This is a genomic window from Flavobacterium sp. ARAG 55.4, from assembly GCF_051846875.1.
In the GTDB taxonomy this organism is placed as follows: domain Bacteria; phylum Bacteroidota; class Bacteroidia; order Flavobacteriales; family Flavobacteriaceae; genus Flavobacterium; species Flavobacterium plantiphilum.
The window spans coordinates 307,250-323,701 of the sequence record NZ_JBPYCT010000003.1 but is presented as its reverse complement, the minus strand read 5'-3'; the positions used below and the strand labels follow the sequence as shown (position 1 = coordinate 323,701).

At 34.6% G+C, this 16,452-nt stretch carries 12 protein-coding genes; 8 read left to right on the top strand and 4 right to left on the bottom strand.

The annotated features are described in order from the left end of the window. Positions 1–46: 46 nt before the first annotated feature. Together ACSV4D_RS05415 and ACSV4D_RS05410 are read right to left on the bottom strand one after the other, a co-directional pair. On the bottom strand, positions 47–2,266 hold the full coding sequence (locus tag ACSV4D_RS05415) for a RelA/SpoT family protein (protein ID WP_408081534.1): 2,220 nt from the start codon (positions 2,264–2,266) through the stop codon (positions 47–49). Between the two features lie 176 nt (positions 2,267–2,442). Then, positions 2,443–3,228 (bottom strand): TrmH family RNA methyltransferase, encoded by a 786-nt coding sequence (locus tag ACSV4D_RS05410; RefSeq protein ID WP_439227430.1) that lies wholly within the window; start codon positions 3,226–3,228, stop codon positions 2,443–2,445. Between the two features lie 170 nt (positions 3,229–3,398). Between ACSV4D_RS05410 and ACSV4D_RS05405 the strand changes: the two genes are divergently transcribed. After that, complete coding sequence (locus tag ACSV4D_RS05405; protein WP_408081268.1) at positions 3,399–4,004, top strand: trimeric intracellular cation channel family protein; 606 nt, start codon at positions 3,399–3,401, stop codon at positions 4,002–4,004. 6 nt (positions 4,005–4,010) lie between these two features. Here the strand turns inward: ACSV4D_RS05405 and ACSV4D_RS05400 are convergent, their stop codons facing one another. Beyond that, positions 4,011–4,694 carry a cell division ATP-binding protein FtsE gene (locus tag ACSV4D_RS05400; protein ID WP_408081269.1) on the bottom strand — a complete coding sequence of 228 codons (684 nt, stop codon included), beginning with the start codon at positions 4,692–4,694 and terminating at the stop codon, positions 4,011–4,013. A gap of 170 nt (positions 4,695–4,864) precedes the next feature. Between ACSV4D_RS05400 and ACSV4D_RS05395 the strand changes: the two genes are divergently transcribed. Both ACSV4D_RS05395 and ACSV4D_RS05390 read left to right on the top strand, forming a co-directional pair. Continuing rightward, positions 4,865–7,879, top strand: coding sequence for a tetratricopeptide repeat protein (locus ACSV4D_RS05395; RefSeq protein WP_439227429.1), 3,015 nt, complete (start codon positions 4,865–4,867; stop codon positions 7,877–7,879). Positions 7,880–7,958: 79 nt separating this feature from the next. Further along, positions 7,959–9,692 carry a TonB-dependent receptor gene (locus ACSV4D_RS05390; RefSeq protein WP_439227428.1) on the top strand — a complete coding sequence of 578 codons (1,734 nt, stop codon included), beginning with the start codon at positions 7,959–7,961 and terminating at the stop codon, positions 9,690–9,692. 132 nt (positions 9,693–9,824) lie between these two features. Here the strand turns inward: ACSV4D_RS05390 and ACSV4D_RS05385 are convergent, their stop codons facing one another. Beyond that, positions 9,825–10,370: a DUF2911 domain-containing protein gene (locus tag ACSV4D_RS05385; protein ID WP_408081271.1), complete on the bottom strand. Its 546-nt coding sequence runs from the start codon at positions 10,368–10,370 to the stop codon at positions 9,825–9,827. A 183-nt stretch (positions 10,371–10,553) separates the two neighbouring features. Between ACSV4D_RS05385 and ACSV4D_RS05380 the strand changes: the two genes are divergently transcribed. The 5 genes from ACSV4D_RS05380 to gatB/aspS all read left to right on the top strand — a co-directional run bounded on the left by ACSV4D_RS05380 (position 10,554) and on the right by gatB/aspS (position 16,391). After that, entirely contained in the window at positions 10,554–11,003 is a 450-nt protein-coding gene (locus ACSV4D_RS05380; RefSeq protein ID WP_439227427.1) for a hypothetical protein, read from the top strand. A 7-nt stretch (positions 11,004–11,010) separates the two neighbouring features. Then, a complete protein-coding gene (locus tag ACSV4D_RS05375) occupies positions 11,011–11,217 on the top strand; it encodes a hypothetical protein (protein WP_439227426.1) in 207 nt (68 codons plus the stop codon). 185 nt (positions 11,218–11,402) lie between these two features. Next, on the top strand, positions 11,403–11,660 hold the full coding sequence (locus tag ACSV4D_RS05370) for a hypothetical protein (protein WP_439227425.1): 258 nt from the start codon (positions 11,403–11,405) through the stop codon (positions 11,658–11,660). Between the two features lies 1 nt (position 11,661). After that, positions 11,662–13,059, top strand: coding sequence for an amidase (locus ACSV4D_RS05365; RefSeq protein ID WP_439227424.1), 1,398 nt, complete (start codon positions 11,662–11,664; stop codon positions 13,057–13,059). Beyond that, positions 13,059–16,391, top strand: a complete 3,333-nt coding sequence (gatB/aspS, locus tag ACSV4D_RS05360) for a bifunctional amidotransferase subunit GatB/aspartate--tRNA ligase AspS (RefSeq protein ID WP_439227423.1) — start codon at positions 13,059–13,061, stop codon at positions 16,389–16,391. Before ACSV4D_RS05365 ends, gatB/aspS begins: the two co-directional genes overlap by 1 nt. The last annotated feature ends 61 nt before the right edge of the window (positions 16,392–16,452 follow it).

Below are 16,452 nucleotides of genomic sequence, written 5' to 3'. Positions count from 1 at the left end.
AATCGGAAAAAAGGATGTGAAATAATGTTAAATCATTCAAAAATTATTAATTCTTGTAAACCCTTGTCACGCGGTCAATCCCGTCAATTTTTTTTATGTTTTCAATTAGTTTTTTCAGAATAGTAATGTTTTGAACAATAACAGTTAATTGTCCTTTAAACAATCCGGCATCTCCACTCAGCGAAATACTCTGAATATTGACGTTCATGTTGTTCGAAATTACTTTTGTGAGCTCATTAGTAAGGCCAATGGTATCCATTCCGGTAATATTAAGAATAGCTTTGAATTCCTGTTGCGAAGAATCAATCCATTTGGCAGGCATGATTCGGTAAGCATAATTGGATTGTAGAGAGATAGCATTAGGACAGTCTTTTTTATGCACTTTTATCCCTTCGTTTATCGTAACAAAGCCAAAAACCTGATCTCCTGGAATCGGATTACAGCAAGTAGAGAGTTTATAATCTAATTTGTCTTGTTCCTTTCCAAAAACCAGCATGTCATAATTGCTGTTCAGAACAGGTTTATGAATATCAGCATCGGCAGTATTTCCACTGCGTTTTATTTTGTTTTTAAAGAAATTAATTAAAGTATTGCTTTTTTGTGCTGCAAAATCTTTCAATTGTTGGTTATCAATAGTTCCGATTCCAACACGGTAAAATAAATCCAGACTGGTTTTAAGGTGGAAAAAGTTAACTAACTCGTTGATGACAGTTTCGTTTAGCGTAACTTTAAGGTGTTTTAATTTACGTGTCAGTACTTCTTTTCCGTCTTCAGCAATTTTTTTGGTGTTTTCGTTGAGAACGTTTCTGATTTTATTTTTGGCTCTGGAAGTGGTTACATAATCAAACCAGTTTGCTGTTGGTTTCTGGTTTGGAGATGTGATTATTTCTACCTGATCCCCGCTTTTTAATTCATAGTTTAAAGGAACTAGTTTTCCGTTAACTCTTGTTCCACGGGTTTTAATTCCAATTTCGGAGTGGATACTAAAGGCAAAATCAAGTGATGTTGCACCTTTAGGTAAGGATTTAATATCTCCTTTTGGTGTAAAGACATAGATTTCTTTTGAATACAGGTTCATTTTGAAATCTTCAACAAAGTCGATAGCATTTGTTTCTGAATTTTCTAATGCTTCTCTCAATAAGTTTAACCAGACATCCAGACCACCTTCTTCTGAATCTCCATTTTTGTATTTATAATGCGCTGCATATCCTTTTTCAGCGATTTCATCCATACGTTCACTGCGAACCTGAATTTCTACCCAGCGTCCTTTAGGTCCCATTACAGTAATATGCAATGCTTCATAACCGGTAGATTTAGGAGAGGAAATCCAGTCTCTTAAACGACTTGGACTCGGTCTGTAATGGTCTGTAACGATAGAATAAATTTTCCAGGCGATAAATTTTTCATCATGTGGATCTGATTTATAGACAATCCTCAGCGCAAATTTATCGTAAACTTCGTCAAAAGTTACGTTTTGAGCCTTCATCTTTCTGCGAATCGAATAGATGGATTTTGGGCGGCCTTTGATGATATAATCAATGTCTTCAGCGTCTAAAGAGGCTTTTAAAACATCAGAAATATCTTTGATGTAAGCGTCCTGTTGTTCTTTGGTTTCTTTTATTTTGCTGACAATATCATTGTAAACTGCCGGTTCAGTGTATTTTAATCCTAAATCTTCCAGTTTTGTTTTAATGTTGTATAGTCCTAAACGATGCGCTAATGGTGCATAAATATAAAGTGTTTCCGAAGCAATCTTAACCTGTTTGTGGTCAATCATCGAATCCATAGTTTGCATATTGTGCAATCTGTCGGCAATTTTAATAAGAATCACTCTTACGTCATCATACAAAGTCAATAACATTTTTCGAAAATTCTCAGCTTGCATAGACACATTCATGTCTTTTTGTACAATAGATATTTTGGTTAAACCCTCTACAAGTTGTGCTACTTTCGGGTTGAACATTCGTTCAATATCTTTTACTGTAGTTGGAGTGTCTTCCACCACATCATGCAATAAAGCAGCCGCAATTGAGGTTGCTCCAAGACCAATTTCCGAAGCAACAATTTTAGCCACAGCAATAGGATGAAAAATATAGGCTTCGCCCGATTTTCTTCTTTGGTCTTTATGCGCTTCAACTGCAACATCAAATGCTTTTCGTATAAGTTTTTTATCTTCTGTGGTTAAGGTTTGGTAACTGATACGAAGCAATTCTTTATATTCCTGAGCAATTGCTTTATTTTCTTTTTCGATATCTATTTCGGTCATACTTGCAGGGTTCATTTTCTAAAAATAATCATAAGTTAGCATATATGCAAGAGTTGGGAATGTAGATTGTAGATTTCTGATTTTAGATATTAAATTTTAAAAAACGTCAGGTTTTTAAAGAATAAAATCGAATTTATAACTATTTAATCTGCAATATAATATCTGAAATCTAAATTTTAAAATCCTCTTTGCCTTTTTGCTTCAAATATTAAAATGGCCGCAGCAACCGAAACATTCATGCTGTCAATTTCGCCTTGCATTGGGATGATAATATTTTGTGTGGCAGCATCACGCCATTCCTGTGTTAGGCCGGTGGCTTCAGTTCCTACTATCAGAGCTGTTGGATTTGTAAAATCCTGAGTATGATAGCTGGTTGAATTTTGTAAAGTGGCACAATAGAAATTGATGTTTTTTTCTTTTAAAAAAGCAATGATTTCTGAGGTAGTTGCAGTGGCAATTTGATTGGTGAACAAACAGCCTACGCTGGAACGAACAATATTTGGGTTGTATAAATCACTCTTTGGGTTAGCAATAATTACAGCGTCCAGATTAGCGGCATCGGCAGTTCTTAAAAGTGCTCCGATGTTTCCTGGTTTTTCCGGAGCTTCAGCGACTAAGATTAACGGGTTTTCAGAAAGTTCTAGATCTGAAAGTTGTAAGGATTTGGATTTGGCTACAGCCAAAACACCATCAGTGGTATCACGATAGCTCAGTTTTTGAAAAATCTCTTTATTGATTTCAATTAATCCAGCGTCCGGAGCTAGTTTTTTAGCTTCTGTCTGGCTGCAGATTTCGGGATAGAATAAAATAGTTTCAATTTCATATTTCCCTTTTACTGCCAATGAAATTTCACGTATCCCTTCAATCAAAAACGTCGCTGTTTGTCTCCTGTTTTTGGCTTTTTCCTGTAATAATACCAAAGATTTAATAAAAGGATTCTGAATGGATGTTATTTGTTTCAAGAGGCGCAGGATTTAAAATTAAATTCACAGCAAAGATACACAGACAATGATTGTTTTGTAAAACTGTATTTAAATTTTTATTTCATTTCAGATAGAATAATAAAGTTTGGGTGATGTAAGTGAGTTGTTTTTCTTTAATTTGCTGTAAGTCATTAATTAAATCATCAGCTATGATTAGTTTTTTAGAAATTGTGGGTACGATGGCTTTTGCTATGTCCGGGGTTTTGACAGCCATGGAGAAAAAGTTAGATCCTTTTGGTGTTTTTATTATTGCTTTTGTAACCGCAGTGGGCGGAGGGACCTTGCGTGATGTTTTAATAGGACGGACTCCGGTGGGCTGGATGATGGATTTGGAGTATGTTTATATGATTATTACCGGATTTATACTGGCAGTGGTTTTTCGGAAGAAATTTGATAGATTGAGAACTTCTTTGTTTCTTTTTGATACTATTGGTCTGGGGGTTTATACTTTAACGGGATTGAGAAAAGGAATTGAGATAGGTTTACATCCTATTATTTGCATTGCTCTGGGGACAATCACCGCATGTTTTGGCGGTGTTATCCGTGATATTTTATGCAATGAAATTCCCGTAATCTTCCGTAAAGAGATTTATGCAACTATTTGTATTCTTGGCGGAATTCTGTTTTTTATACTCAAAGCCTTTCAGCTGAATGATGAGATTATTTATATAACAACAGTATCTGTCATTATTAGTATCCGATTGATGGCAGTGAAATACAAATGGCATTTGCCTGCTTTGGAAAGTGATAAATAGTGTTTGTTAAACGGTTCTCTGAACGACTTCAAAAATTTTAGAGTCTTCGCATTTTAGTGTTTTTGAAGGGAATTTCATTAGCAAAGCATAGTCGTGAGTGGCCATGATAATTGTTTTTCCGTTTCCGTTTATTTTTTTCAAAACATCTAAAACTTCCACACTGGTTTGAGGATCTAAGTTTCCTGTAGGCTCATCAGCAAGAATAAGTTCAGGGTCATTAAGCAATGCTCTGGCAATGGCTACACGTTGTTGTTCTCCACCGGAAATTTGATGAGGCATTTTTTGCGCATAGTTTTTCATTCCTACTTTATCCAGTACTTCTTCTATTTTTCGTTCCATTTCATTTTGGTCAGCCCAGCCTGTAGCTCTTAATACAAAAAGCATGTTGTCCTGAATGGAACGGTCCGGTAACAGTTTGAAATCCTGAAAAACAATTCCTATTTTACGTCTTAAAAACGGAATGTCATTCTCTTTTAAGGTTTCTAAATCAAAGTCTACAATATGCCCGGTTCCTTCTGTTAATGGTAAATCGGCATACAGCGTTTTCATAAAACTACTTTTTCCGGAACCTGTTTTTCCAATAATATACAGAAACTCTCCACGATTAACTTCCAGGTTAACATTCGATAAAACTACTTTGTCTTCCTGGTAAATGGTTGCATTTTTTAATGATAATATGGCTTGGGACATAATTTTATTTTGTTTATGGTGTAAAAGTAATTATCAATTATGAAATGGCAATATCAAAATATTAGTTTTTTGTGTTCTGTTAAAATATTTGTTCATAATAAAACGAATTAATCCCTCGTTATAAATCTTAGAATATGATATATTTGGGATATTAAAAAAAATAAATGAAAATGCGTAAACTCTCGTGGCTCTTTTTTTTATTGGTTTTTGTTAAAACCAATATGCTTTTAGCACAGGAATCAATAATATATACCAATAATTTAAAGGATTACAGCAGGGCAGTGGACTTGTTTAAGGATAATCAATATGCTTCGGCTCAGTATCTTTTTGAAAAAGTAAAGGATAAAACTCAAAATGAAGAGATGAAGTCGGATTGTGCTTATTATGATGCCAGTTGTGCGGTACGTTTAGGACATCCAAATGCCGATGTGCTGATGGAATCATTTCTGGAAAATTACCCTACGAGTTCCAAGAGTAATCAGGCATATACTGAAGTAGCTCATTTTTATTTCAATCAGGGAAATTATAATGAGGCTTTAAGATGGTTTGAAAAAACAGATGAAAATCAGTTAAGTGCTAAAGATAAGGATCGTTTTAATTTCCAAAAAGGATACAGTTTTTTTAGTTCCAATAATAAAAAAGAAGCTACAACTTACTTCAATAAAGTATTACAATCAGATGTTTATGGACCTCAGGCTAAATATTATCTGGGTTTTATGGCATATGAAGGCGATAATTATCAGGAAGCCAATAAATATTTTGATGCCGTTGCCGGAGATGAAAAATATGCTGAAAAGTTATCCTATTATCAGGCTGACATGAATTTTAAATCGGGGAATTTTGAAAAAGCTATTGAACTTGGACAAAAAGCAATGGGGAAATCCAATGCTGCTGAAAAGTCAGAACTGAATAAAATTATTGGTGAGAGTTATTTTAATTTAAAGAAATACAAGGAGTCTATTCCTTATTTAGTGGCTTATAAAGGAAAAAAAGGAAGATGGAATAATACCGATTATTACCAGTTAGGGTATGCGTATTACAAACAAAATGATTTTGAAAATGCTATCGCACAATTCAATAAAATTATTGGAGGAAAAGACGGAGTGGCGCAAAATGCTTATTATCATTTAGGTGAAAGTTATCTTAAACTAAATAAAAAACAAGAAGCACTGAATGCTTTCAAAAATGCTTCCGAAATGCCATTTGAAGCAGCAATTCAGGAAGATGCGTATTTAAATTATGCTAAATTAAGCTATGAATTAGGGAATTCTTATCAAAGTGTACCATCTATTCTGTTAGGTTTTATCAATAAATATCCCAACAATTCCAGCCGTCCGGTTGTAGAAAAGTTATTGATTGACTCTTATATCTCTTCTAAAAATTACAAAGAAGCCTTAGTTTTATTGGAAAAAAATAAAAGCCCTGAAAATAAACTGGCTTACCAAAAAGTGACGTTCTACAGAGGTTTAGAATTATATACCGATAGAAATTATACGCAGGCTTTGCAAATGTTCCAAAAATCTTTAGGAAATGCAATGGATGCTGAATTTACTGCCAGAGCTACTTTCTGGAAAGGAGAAACAGAATATGTATTGAATGATTACAATAAAGCATTGTTGAGTTTTAAACAATTTGCAGGAATGTCAGCAGCTAGTACTACTCCTGAGTATAAAAACAGCAATTATAATGTAGCGTATGCTTATTTTAAATTAAAAGAATACGATTCAGCCGGAGATGCTTTTCAGAAATTTATTGATAAAACAAAAGATGATAAAACCAGATTGACAGATGCTTATTTGCGATTAGCAGATTGCCGTTTTGTGACTTCTAAATACTGGCCGGCAATGGATGCTTATAATAAAGTAATCGAATTAAAAAGTGTAGATGCTGATTATGCGCATTATCAAAAAGCCCTTTGTTATGGTTTTGTTGCCAGAAATGACAGAAAAATTGAAGATTTGAATGCTTTTATTCAAAATTATCCTAAATCGGCTTACCGTGATGATGCCATGTTTGAACTGGCCAATACCTATGTGGCGGGTGATAAGCAAGATCAGGCATTGAAAACTTATGACAGGTTAATCAGTGAATATAAAAATAGTGCTTTTACAGCCAGAGCGATTTTGCGTCAGGGATTGGTTTATTATAATTCGGACAGGAGTTCGGATGCTTTAGTGAAATTTAAAAAAGTAGCTGCCGAATATCCTAAAACTCCCGAAGCTTTAGAAGCAGTTGCTACCGCAAGATTGATTTATGTTGATGGCGGAAAAGTGAATGAATATGCGAGTTGGGTAAAAACACTTGATTTTGTTGAGGTTACTGATGCTGATCTGGATAATGATACTTATGAATCGGCAATGAAACAATTTGAACAAAATAATACAGCTCAGGCAATTTCCGGATTCAGAGCTTATATTTCAAGTTTTCCAAATGGTATTCATGCTTTGAAAGCTAATTTTAATTTGGCACAGGCTTATTATGCAGAAGGTCAGAAAGACAAAGCTTTACCTAATTATGAGTATGTAATCAATCAGCCCCGAAATGAATTTACAGAGCAATCATTAACAAGGTTAGCTCAGATTTTATTAGATTCAGCAGATAAACAAAAAGCAACTCCGGTATTAATTCGTTTAGAAAATGAAGCTGATTTGTCCCAGAATAAAGTTTTCGCACAATCCAATCTGATGAAATTGTATTATGAGAACAAAGACTATTCTAACGCAGTGGTTTATGCAGATAAAGTTTTGAGTAATCCAAAAACAGATGATAATGTTAAAAGTGATGCCCAAATAATCATTGCACGTTCGGCTATGCAAACAGGCGATGAGGCTAAAGCGAAAGCTGCTTATGCAAAAGTGATGCCGATTGCCAAAGGAGAATTGGCAGCGGAAGCATTGTATTATGATGCTTATTTTAAAAACAAGGAAGCTAAATTTGAGGCTTCAAATACTTCAGTTCAAAAACTGGCAAAGAGCTACTCCGCTTATCGTTTGTATGGAGCTAAAGGATTAATTTTAATGGCTAAAAACTTTTACGGATTAAAAGACAGTTTTCAGGCTACCTATATTCTGGATAGTGTAATTAAGAATTTTGCCGATTTCCCGGATGTAGTTTCGGAAGCGCAAACAGAGTTAAGCCGAATCAAATCAGAAGAGTCTAAAACAAATTCTTCGATAGGTAATTAATTAAAAAAGTTGTCACACTGAGCTCAGCCTTTCCTGAGTTTATCGAAGGATCGAAGTGCTTCACATTAAAAAATAAAATATGAAATTCAATTTCCAAAATAAAATAACAATAGGTCTGTTTCTAATGATTTTACAAGTTTCTTTTGCTCAAAAGAAAGAGAAAAGTATTGGTTCAGAAGAAGTAAATATTGTAAAACCATATACCCCAACAATATCCGATGCTTCCAAGGTTCAGGAATCAGTTGTACTTGATGATGACGGAAATGCAAAAAAAGAAACCATCAATTATTCTATTTTTTCTTTTCCTGTTGCCTCCACTTTTGCACCTGCTAAAGGAAAAGCAGAAGGTGTAGACAAAGAAGCTAAAGAAAAGTTTTACAATAATTATGCTACTTTAGGATATGGAAACTATGGTAATCTGAATGCCGAATTATTTATCAATCAGGAATTAAATAATAACAATTATGTGGGGGGAATGTTTCGTCATTTTTCTTCACAGGGCGGGATAAACGATGTTCAATTAGACGATTGGTTTTACAACACTGCTTTAGATTTGACGTATGGAGCTAACCTGGATAATATGTCTTGGAATCTTGATTTAGGTTATCACAATCAAGTATACAACTGGTACGGTTTACCTATGGATTTTGATAGTTCATTATTAGATGATATTGATTCAAAACATACTTATAATGGTATTTCTTTAGGAGGTAAACTGGAATTTAATGAAGGTTTTTTAAAAGAAGCAGCTATGAAGTTTAGCCATTTTTCGGATAATTTTGATTCATCGGAAAACCGTTTTTTTGTAAAACCTTCGTTGCGGTTTAATGTGGGAAACCAATTTGTGAAAACTGATATTACAGTGGATTATGTGGGAGGATCATTTGATAAAAATTACCTGAATACCAATACAGAAGCTATCAAGTATGGCTTTACTAATTTAGGTATTTCGCCTAGTTTTGTAATTCAGGAAAACGGATGGGATGTGAAATTAGGAGCTTCGTTGTTTTACAGTATGGATAATGAAGGGAATGACAGTCAGTTCTTGATTTATCCAAATATTAATGTTTCTTATCCGGTTGTTGAGGATTTAATGATTTTTTATGCTGGTGCCGAAGGGGGATTAGAGCAAAACTCTTATATGGAATTTGTCAACGAAAATCCTTTTTTGTCGCCTACTCTGGCTATTATGCCAACAGACAGACAATATGATATTTTTGCAGGTTTGAAAGGAAAATTAGCTTCAAGCGTAAGTTATAATCTGCGTGGTTCTTATACCAATGAAAGAAATAAGGCTTTATACAGAGCTAATGATTATACTGAAAATGCTGCTAATGAAGATTATGCTTTCGGGAATTCATTTCAGGTAGTGTATGATGATGTTCGTACTTTTCGTTTTTCAGGTGATTTAAAAGCGGATTTTTCTGATAATGTAAGTTTTTCTATTGGTGGAGCTTTCAATAGCTATAAAAACAGTAATGAGCAGGAAGCCTGGAATTTGCCGGCTGTTGAGGTAAACTCGTCAATCGATTTTAATATCACGCCTAAATGGTTTGCCGGTGCAAAAGTATTTTATGTAGGAGAAAGAAAAGATATGCAAACAAATTTATCGGATGCATTAATGGTAACTTCTCCAACAAAAATAGGAAGCTATTTTGATTTGAATTCGCATGTAGGTTATAAATATAATTCTCAGTTAACGGCATTTGTAAAACTGAATAATATGACTGGTAAATCCTATCAAAAATGGATGAAATACCCGGTTCAGGGTTTTCAGGTATTAGTAGGAGCTAATTTTAAATTTGATTTCTAGGTTTTTTACTTAATCTCAAAGTTTAAAAAAAGGCAATAAGTTCACAAAGATTTTAATTTGTGAATTTATTGCCTTTTTTTGAAACTAGCTGTTGGCTACTGTGAACTTAGCGTTCTCTGCGGTTAAAAGATATTATTCTGTAAAAGGAATTGCAATACGAGTTTTATCCCATCCAATGTTTAGCACCATACCTTTATCAGCTGGAGTAAATACCATCGAAAGCGCTTCAAGAGATTCTTCTGCTTGTGTAACAGGAACACTCAAACGGGCAAGATCGTTTTCTGCTTTGTAGTTGTAAGCTCCCCACACATTCGTACTTCTGTTGATAATAACGGTGTAATTATCTTTTCCCGGAATAGTGTACAAGGAATAAGTTCCTGAATTGATTCTGGTAGAGCCTAGTTTGAAATCTCTATAAAAAGTAATTTCTGTGGCTTCATTAGCACCGGTTCTCCATACTTTTCCTTCAGGAGCAAGTTCGCTTAAAGAACGCCCCTTGAGTTGCGGACGGCTGTAAACTACTTTAGCCATTTTAGTTGGGATTTTATTATCTGCCGGATATAAAGCCAAATCCATTGGACTTTTATCTAAACCGGGAAATTTTTGAGCTTGTACCTCAGTAGCTAATAGCAATAGCAAACCAAAAGCAAGTGCGGAAATAAATTTTAATTTTTTCATAATAATTTTAAAATAAAAGATTAGTAATGATTCTTTTACGAAGTTAAATAAAAAAAATGTCTAATCATTAAGAATTCTGCCAGTGATAAAATAATCCGCTTTTGTAATAATAAATTAAATTTACTTTTGTTCCCTTCAAAAAAACAACATCTTTGTAATCTAAGAAACGAGTACTTCAATAAAATGACTTTTAAACAAAAAATACATCAGTATTATTCCCGACTGGTAGAAGACAGGATTGATGCTTTTAGGGATATGATTGCAGCTTTGACTGAGGATTCTAAAAACGATGCCAAAGGTTCGGCAGGCGATAAGCACGAAACGGCTTTGTCGATGATGCATTTGGAACAGGAAAAATTCAATACAAAGTTGCGAGAAGTGCTAGAACAAAAAGCAGTTTTGGATAAAATAAATCCAGAAATTACAGCTAAATCCATCACTTTAGGAAGTTTGGTAAAAGCCAATGGGATTTACTTGTATGTGTCTTTGGCTTTGCCAAAAATTACTCTCGAAGGAATTAATGTGATTGCGTTATCACCACAATCGCCATTGGGAAATAAACTAATGGGGAATTCCGTGGGATTTACTTTTGAAATTAATGGGACAAAGTATTTGATAGAAGAAATTAATTGATTTACAAATGGATTATTGGTATTTAATATGCAGTTTTTCTTGGTTTATATCAGCTTTTGCTTTTTATAAAATTCACAAAATTTGGCATAAAGACGTTACTGAAAAGGATAAACTTTATAAATTTCAGGTGAAAGTTGGTGGTTTTAAGCATTGGATGGGGATTGTAATGTTTGTGATTATGGGTGTTATTTATTTTTTTAAAGCAATAGGATGAATTTTTTAAAGAATTGTGTTATTTGTAATTCTTGTTTCATTATTTAAGTTTGATTATGCTAACGACTTTGGCTTTTTGAGCAATCGAAATCCATTTAAAAAAACGGGACTCCCTAAAAAAACTTTTCGTAAATTCGCGACCTTAAAAGTTTGACTTTAAAACCTAACAAAATTATGAGTAAAATAATGACAGTCGACATTTTGTCGAGTATTAAAGGAGCACAGCCTTCCGAGAGTGTGAACCAATTATTTGATGTGATTAAAAATGCAGTTCCTACAAATAATAATTCCTTGAATAATGTCAATCGTAATTGCGTGTCTGTAAGTGATTTAAGGGAAGATGTTGTGATAGAGAGTTCGGAAATAGAAAAACAACTTATCATAGAAAATTTCCCGAACAAGAAAAATGGATTTTTAGTGGTTGCTAAAGTTATAGAAGGATAAAATGGATTCACAGATAAAAAAAATACACCAGCAATTGGTGACCAAACAAATCACTTGTACAGCTTTAGTGCAAGAAAAATTAGATTTACTAAAACAAAATACCTATAAGTCCGTAAATGCTGTGTTGGATACTTTCGCGCTGGATTTAGCTGCTAAGGTAGATGCTAAAATTGCAAACGGAGAAACCATTGGTTTATTAGAGGGAATCCCTTTTGGAATTAAAGATGTGTATATGTTGCAAGGAACGTATACTACTGCAAGTTCTGATTTGTTGAAAAACTATAAATCGCCATATACTGCTACTGCCATTCAGAAATTATTGGATGCAGGTGCTATTCCGTTAGTAAAAGAAAACTGTGATAGTTTTGGTCATGGTTCTTCAAGTGAAAATACCATTTTTGGAGCGGTTAAAAACGCTATCAATCCGGAATTAGTTGCCGGAGGCTCCAGTGGAGGTTCAGCAGTAAATGTGGCTAAGGATTATACGGTATTTTCTATTGGAGGAGACACAGGAGGTTCGATTCGTCAGCCTGCGGGTTATAACGATATTTATGGTTTTAAACCTACTTACGGAAGAATTTCAAGATATGGATTAATGGCGTATGCATCTTCTACAGACTGTGTGGGACCATTAGCAAAATCAATTGAAGATATTCGAATTGTAATGAATGTCATGAGCGGAAAAGATCCAAAAGATCAAACCTCTATTGCGGCACATGAAATTACCGAAGAAGCATTGGCTACTTCGCCAGTAAAAACAATTGGTTATTTTAAAAACTTTGTCGAAAGTGATGCTATTGATACTCAGGTAAAAGCTGATTTCTTAGCTAGTATCGAAAAAATAAAAGCAAAAGGAATTGAAGTAAAAGAACTGGATTTCTTTAAATCTGATATTTTAGTTTCAACTTATTATACATTGGCAATGGCGGAAACGGCTTCCAATTTATCTCGTCTTGACGGAACCAATTATGGAAACCGTATCGAAGCAGAGAATTTAATTGAGACGTATGCGATGACGCGTTCTGAAAACTTTTCAGAAGAAACAAAACGCAGAATTGTAGGTGGAAACCAAGTGTTGTCTCAAGGTTTCTCAGATGAAATTTATTTGAAAGGATTGGCTGTAAGAGATCAAATTTCGGAAAATTTTAGTAAAGATTTTAACGAGGTTGATATTGTTTTATCGCCGGTTACTCCAAGTACACCTCCTAAAATTGGAGATAGCTTAAAAGATCCTTTGGCGATGTATTTGTCAGATGCTTATACCGTTGGTTTTAGTTTGGGACAATTACCCACTTTGACCGTGCCACAAGGAACAACAACAGGACTGCAGATTACTGCGGCAAAAAATAATGATGAATTAGTATTGCAATTTGCAAACTTCTTAAAAGATACACTATAATGGAATTGGAGCAATTAAATGCGGCTATTAAAGCCCACGATTTAGAATTGGTAATCGGACTGGAAACGCACGTTCGATTGAATACCAAAACCAAGTTGTTTTGTTCTTGTCCCAATCAGGAAATTGAAACACCTAATGTGAATATCTGTTCGGTTTGTACGGGACAAATGGGTGTTTTGCCTGCTATCAATAAAGAAGCGATTACAAAAGCAATTTATTTTGGTAAAGCGGTAAATTCCTCTTTTAGTAATGAGGTGATTTCCTGGGATAGAAAACATTATGAATATCCGGATAACCCAAAAAATATCCAAATTACGCAATACCATAACCCTATTATTCCTGACGGAGAAGTTTCCTGTTATAGAAATGACGGTTCGCAATTTACGGTAAATTTAACTCAGGTTCATATCGAGGAAGATGCTGCCAAATTGATGCATGAAAAGAAAATTTCGTTAGTTGATTTCAATAAAGCTGGAGTGCCGTTAATCGAAATTGTTACAGAACCTTGTATTAGAAATATCGAAGATGCTTCGACTTATGCGCAATACATTCAGCGTATTGTTCAGAATTTAGGAATCTCTGAAGCGAACTTGGAAAAAGGGGAATTCAAATCAGATGTGTCGGTGTCTTTGCGTAAAAAAGACAGCGCTGATTTGAATCCAAGAACGGAAATCAAAAACTTGAATTCATTTAAGTTTATGGTGGAGGCTTTGAAAGAAGAAGTTGAAAAACAATTCAATTATTTTATAGAAAACAAAGCGTTTAGACCAGATCAAACAACGGTTTTATGGGATGCTGATTTGAAGCAGACCAAAACCATGCGTAAAAAAGAATTTGAAGCGGACTACCGTTTTATTTCGGAACCGGATTTACCTTTTGTAAATATCAAGGCCGAGATTGAAGCGATTAAAGTGGATACAAGTGCTTTGCCTTATGCTGTGGAATCTATTTTGATTAATGGAGGTGTTTTGCCGCAGGATGCTAAGTTTTTTACAGCCGATGCTTTGCGTTCAAGAACCTTTGTGACTTTGAATAATGCGATCAATGATCCTTCTTTTGTGGCTAAAACTTTGGCAAACAATATCAAAGCGGAAGATTATGATAAAATCCATAATATAGAGCATTTAATAACCATTTTTGTTTTATTCAAAGCCGAAAAAATCACAGCGGTTTTGGTTCAAAATGCAATTGCAGGTTATCTAAAAGATCAAAATTTTGATTACAACAAGTATTTTGAAGAAAATACTATTTCTGAAGATAAAATCCAAGAAGTTATTACAAAAGTAATTTCAGAAAATGAGGCTGTTGCCAATGATATCAAAGCGGGAGACCAAGGGAAAGCCGGTATTTTAGTTGGTAAAGTTTTAGGTGTTATTGGAAAAGGGGCCAACGGAAAGGTTATTCGTCAGATTATTTTAGATAAATTAGGAGCAGCGGCAGTTTTAGAAAAGGCAGCAACTGAAGAAAAAGCGGCTAAAGAAACGGTTGTTGATTCAAAAGAAAGTCAAGAAGAAGCACTTCCTGAAATTCCTATTGTTATAAAAGATACTTACAGAACGCATAAAATTTCGCAAATATCAGAAGCTAATATTCAACAAGAAGTAATGTTGTCCGGTTGGGTAGCGAGTGTTCGTGACCACGGTGAATTGATGTTTATTGATTTGCGTGATTCCAGTTTTGAGATTTTCCAAATCCGTATTAGTAGGGAGTCATTCCCTAATATCGATGAATTAGTAAAATTAAAACCGGAATCGGTTATTTCAGTAAAAGGTGTTGTAGTTGGTCGTAATGAAGATGATTTTAATGCTGGATTACGTACCGGTAAAATTGAATTAGAAACTTCGGTTTTAGAGATTTTAAACTTATCTAAAACATTGCCTTTTGAAATCAAAAGAGCTGCTAAAACCAATGAAGCGACACGTTTTCAATACAAATTCTTAGATCACAGAAATGAGGAAGTAAGAAGAGCTATTGTAAATCGTCATAAAGTAATTAAGTTATTGCGTGATATTCTGGATGAAGAGGAGTTTTTAGAAATAGAAACCCCAATTTTAAGTGCCGGAACCGATGAGGGAGCTCGTGAGTTTATTGTTCCTACACGCAAACAGGCAGGTTTCTTTTATACCTTACCACAAGCGCCACAACAGTTCAAACAAATGTTGATGGTGAGTGGTTATGAGAAATATTTCCAAGTAGCGCGTTGTTTTAGAGATGAGGATTCTCGTGGAGATCGTCAACCGGAATTTACGCAATTGGATATGGAAATGGCGTATGCCAGTATGCAGCAAATTATTGATTTGAATACCAAATTATTCAATGAAATTGTGACTAAGGTGTACGGTAAAAAATGGATTTTGCATCCGTTTGAAGTAATCACCTATAAAGATGCCATGGATTTCTATGGTTGTGATCGACCTGATTTGCGTTACGGCTTAAAAATGCAAGACATTACCGAAATTGTAAAAGATACTACTTTCCAAGTATTTTCTAAACCAATTGAAGAAGGCGGAATTGTAAAATGTATCAAAGTTTCGGCTGAAGAGCAAGGAAATAAGCGTATGTCTAAAGGGCAAATTGAAACATTAACTGCTGTTGCACAACAACATGGTTTAGGAGGTTTGGCTTATATTATTGTGAACGAAGAAGATTTGCAATCGCCAATTATTAAATTCTTAGGTGAAGAAATTGCGGCTGGAATCATCAAAGCAACGAATGCACAAGTAGGTGATATTGTTTTCTTCTCAGCTGCAGATTATGCTACGGCAAATAAAGCTTTAGATGCTGTTCGTCAGGAAATGGGGCGCATGTTGAACTTGATTAATCCGAAGGAATTGCGTCCGGCATGGGTGGTTGATTTTCCAATGTTTGAAAGAACTGATGAAGGAAGATGGACTTTTACTCATAATCCGTTCTCAATGCCTGCTATTTATGACTTAGAAAAACACATGAATGGTAAAGATGAAGAAATAGGAAGTATTATCGCGCAACAATATGATATCATTTTAAATGGATACGAAATAGGTGGAGGATCTGTTCGTGCGCACAAATCGGAAATTCTGGAAGCAACTTATAGAAATATGGGTTACAACAAAGAAGAGATGATAAAGAGCGTAGGAACGATGTATAAGGCTTTCCAGTACGGAGCACCACCACACGGAGGAATCGCCTGGGGAATTGATCGTTTGATGATGATTTTAGAGAAAAAAGCATCGATTCGTGAGGTTATGGCTTTCCCGAAAACCGGAACCAGCGAAGATTTATTATTTGGTGCACCATCTCCTTTGTCTGATAAAAAGGTGGAAGAGATGAATGTGAAAATTATGAGAAAATAGATTTTTAAAAATCTAAATAAATAGTAAAAGCGGATTTGTATCGAAAGATATAAATCCGTTT

Excerpts from the sequence above, each read along its gene's own strand:
- ACSV4D_RS05380 (WP_439227427.1), top strand. The coding sequence starts at position 10,554 with ATGACTTTTAAACAAAAAATACATCAGTATTATTCCCGACTGGTAGAA.
- ACSV4D_RS05405 (WP_408081268.1), top strand. The coding sequence starts at position 3,399 with ATGATTAGTTTTTTAGAAATTGTGGGTACGATGGCTTTTGCTATGTCC.
- ACSV4D_RS05365 (WP_439227424.1), top strand. The coding sequence starts at position 11,662 with ATGGATTCACAGATAAAAAAAATACACCAGCAATTGGTGACCAAACAA.
- ACSV4D_RS05385 (WP_408081271.1), bottom strand. The coding sequence starts at position 10,370 with ATGAAAAAATTAAAATTTATTTCCGCACTTGCTTTTGGTTTGCTATTG.
- ACSV4D_RS05395 (WP_439227429.1), top strand. The coding sequence starts at position 4,865 with ATGCGTAAACTCTCGTGGCTCTTTTTTTTATTGGTTTTTGTTAAAACC.
- ACSV4D_RS05370 (WP_439227425.1), top strand. The coding sequence starts at position 11,403 with ATGACAGTCGACATTTTGTCGAGTATTAAAGGAGCACAGCCTTCCGAG.
- ACSV4D_RS05415 (WP_408081534.1), bottom strand. The coding sequence starts at position 2,266 with ATGACCGAAATAGATATCGAAAAAGAAAATAAAGCAATTGCTCAGGAA.
- ACSV4D_RS05375 (WP_439227426.1), top strand. The coding sequence starts at position 11,011 with ATGGATTATTGGTATTTAATATGCAGTTTTTCTTGGTTTATATCAGCT.
- gatB/aspS (WP_439227423.1), top strand. The coding sequence starts at position 13,059 with ATGGAATTGGAGCAATTAAATGCGGCTATTAAAGCCCACGATTTAGAA.
- ACSV4D_RS05390 (WP_439227428.1), top strand. The coding sequence starts at position 7,959 with ATGAAATTCAATTTCCAAAATAAAATAACAATAGGTCTGTTTCTAATG.
- ACSV4D_RS05400 (WP_408081269.1), bottom strand. The coding sequence starts at position 4,694 with ATGTCCCAAGCCATATTATCATTAAAAAATGCAACCATTTACCAGGAA.